Source organism: Bacillus sp. XF8, from assembly GCF_017498755.1.
In the GTDB taxonomy this organism is placed as follows: domain Bacteria; phylum Bacillota; class Bacilli; order Bacillales; family Bacillaceae_G; genus Bacillus_A; species Bacillus_A bingmayongensis.
This window is the reverse complement of sequence record NZ_JAGDQK010000111.1, coordinates 1-1,671: the sequence shown is the minus strand read 5'-3', so window position 1 is coordinate 1,671 and position 1,671 is coordinate 1. Positions and strand designations below refer to the sequence as shown.

The following is a 1,671-nucleotide window of genomic DNA, read 5'->3' as shown; positions in this document are numbered from 1 at the left end:
AAGTGAACATCAGAATTATGACCGATTTCTTGTCTTATGAGTTCTAAGTCTGATGTGAAGTCACCCGTAAAATGAACTGTTGAGTTTCGCGAAGGCTTAGTTTGTTGTTTAGCATTGCTTTGAATGGTATTTTTTTGCACCTGGTTATCCTTTGATTTCCACCAACTCATTCTTACCACTCTTTCTCTGATATACTGACCCAATGAAAAAATCTTGAGATAATATATGGAATTAAAAATACGATAAAAGCTTGTACAAAAACTTTCCAATCGGGAAGATAGGAAACAATCACGTTCCACATTTTTATCACCTTATAATATGTACTCTACTTGGAGTAAAATTCTGAGAAACCTAGTATTTTTCAACAAAAAATGCCTAAAAGATTAAGAAACAGAACGGCGAGACATTATGCTCATCTAGCACTGAACCTTTCTGCCTGACATTACAATTTGCTAGATATTATTTCCTTTTTCCTTATTTATATGCATACAGTCAACTTAAAGTAAAAAAGATGCTATCTAGCATCTTTTTTACTTTAAGTTGACTAACTATTTATTTATATTTTTAGCCAAATTACTTTTATTTTTTCCATATAACATATATATAACTAATCCAACAATCATCCAGATTATAAAGCGAATCCAAGTGATTTTTGGAAGACTGATGATACGATATAATGGAAAGCAAATCCCAATCAACGGAATTATAGGGACGAAAGGCATCTTATATTTAGGATGTACCTTTGTAAACCATTTTGGTAATAATCCATCTCGACTCATTGCGAACCAAACTCGTGACCCTGCAAGTGTGAACGAAAATAAAACAGAAAGTATGACTGTAATAGCTGCTGCACTAGCTAATCCGGAAATAATAAAAGATACAATGGTTCTGGTGCAAAAACTATAAGACTTATATAACTAACCTCTGAAACTTGGACATACTGATACTATTACTCTAAAAAAGGACGTGATCAGTATGGAAAAGCAAAACCTATTCAAGTGGAAACATTATCAGCCTGAACTGACCTTATTAACAGTAAGATGGTACCTGCGGTACAATTTGAGCTTTCGTAACTTGGTGGAAATGATGGAGGAAAGAGGATTATCCATTGCTCACACAACCATTATGCGCTGGGTTCATCAATATGGACCTCAATTAGAAGAGAAAGTACGACATCACCTTACCTCAACAAATGACTCTTGGAGAGTCGATGAAACTTATATTAAAGTAAAAGGGCAATGGACGTATTTATATCGTGTCGTTGATTCAGAAGGGAATACCATTGATTTTTATCTAAGTAAATCAAGAGATAAACAAGCAGCCAAGTGCTTTTTCGTACGTTTCCAAACCTCGCGTGATAACAGTAGATAAGAACCCCGCAATTCGAGCGTTGAAAGAAGAAAAGCATATGCCTGAAGGCATATAGCTAAGGCAAGTTAGATATCTCAATAACATAGTGGAACAAGATCATCGTTTTATTAAGAAACGTGTTCGTTCTATGTTAGGATTCAAGTCTTTTGGCACAGCTACATCCATTCTTGCAGGAGTGGAAGCTATGCATATGATTAAAAAAGAACAGATTGATTTACGGGATCTGGTCTTACCCCCGTCAAGTGGACAGCTGTAAAAAAAGACTATGCAGCCATCGAGATTCGATATTCAATCGGAGCT

Annotated in this window: 2 protein-coding genes and 2 pseudogenes; 2 read left to right on the top strand and 2 right to left on the bottom strand. The window is 35.3% G+C overall.

Annotated elements, in window-relative coordinates; translation table 11 throughout:
• Window positions 1–203 (bottom strand): annotated as a pseudogene (locus J4P91_RS29330) (spore germination protein); the annotation flags it as partial.
• 345 nt (window positions 204–548) lie between these two features.
• Entirely contained in the window at window positions 549–722 is a 174-nt protein-coding gene (locus tag J4P91_RS28595; RefSeq protein ID WP_307802562.1) for an amino acid permease C-terminal domain-containing protein, read from the bottom strand.
• On the opposite strand from J4P91_RS28595, the gene J4P91_RS29630 reads away from it, so the two are divergent.
• Window positions 664–906 carry a hypothetical protein gene (locus J4P91_RS29630; RefSeq protein WP_307802563.1) on the top strand — a complete coding sequence of 81 codons (243 nt, stop codon included), beginning with the start codon at window positions 664–666 and terminating at the stop codon, window positions 904–906. The two genes, J4P91_RS28595 and J4P91_RS29630, sit on opposite strands and share 59 nt — an antisense overlap.
• Window positions 907–975: 69 nt before the next feature.
• Window positions 976–1,627 (top strand): annotated as a pseudogene (locus J4P91_RS28590) (IS6 family transposase).
• Window positions 1,628–1,671 lie beyond the last annotated feature (44 nt).

What these genes read in the sequence shown, in the direction of transcription:
- J4P91_RS28595 (WP_307802562.1), bottom strand. Translation starts at nt 722, where the DNA reads ATGCCTTTCGTCCCTATAATTCCGTTGATTGGGATTTGCTTTCCATTA.
- J4P91_RS29630 (WP_307802563.1), top strand. Translation starts at nt 664, where the DNA reads ATGATACGATATAATGGAAAGCAAATCCCAATCAACGGAATTATAGGG.